We start from the raw sequence: 419 nt of genomic DNA, 5'->3' as shown, positions 1-419 counted from the left end.
CTACTGTTATAAGAATCTCAGGAAGTTCAAAAGACCGAAGTTTCTTCATAAGAAGGTCCCTAGGAACAGTATCGAAGGCCTTACGAAAGTCCACAAAACAACAATAGATTTTGGAATTCCTATGCTTAGCCTCCTCAATAATGGCTCTGAGACTAAAAATGTGGTCCACTATTTGGTGCTCTTTCCTGAACCCAACTTGCCCAGCCCTAATACCAGCACTCTCCAACCAATCAGAAAGGTATATGTCGATGGTCGTAGCATAAAGCTTGGCAAGAGTATGTCCAATCATAATGGTCTTGTAATTGTTGGGATCAACAGTATCACCAATTTTATGTATGGGGTGGATGACGTGTTGTGGCCAAGTACGGGGAAATCTAGAGCAAACCACCTCATTAAATAACTTAGCAATAGAATAAGCA

The 419-nt window shown here is 41.1% G+C and carries 1 protein-coding gene; it reads right to left on the bottom strand.

Translation table 11 applies throughout. The features are described from left to right. A partial coding sequence (locus tag EOC94_RS33740) for a reverse transcriptase domain-containing protein (protein WP_148128476.1) occupies positions 1–419 on the bottom strand: 419 nt, incomplete at both ends.

Source organism: Mesorhizobium sp. M6A.T.Ce.TU.016.01.1.1 (genome assembly GCF_003997065.1).
GTDB classification, from domain to species: domain Bacteria; phylum Pseudomonadota; class Alphaproteobacteria; order Rhizobiales; family Rhizobiaceae; genus Mesorhizobium; species Mesorhizobium mediterraneum.
The sequence above is the reverse complement of the archived record's forward strand: the minus strand, read 5'-3'. Positions and strand labels throughout refer to the sequence as shown.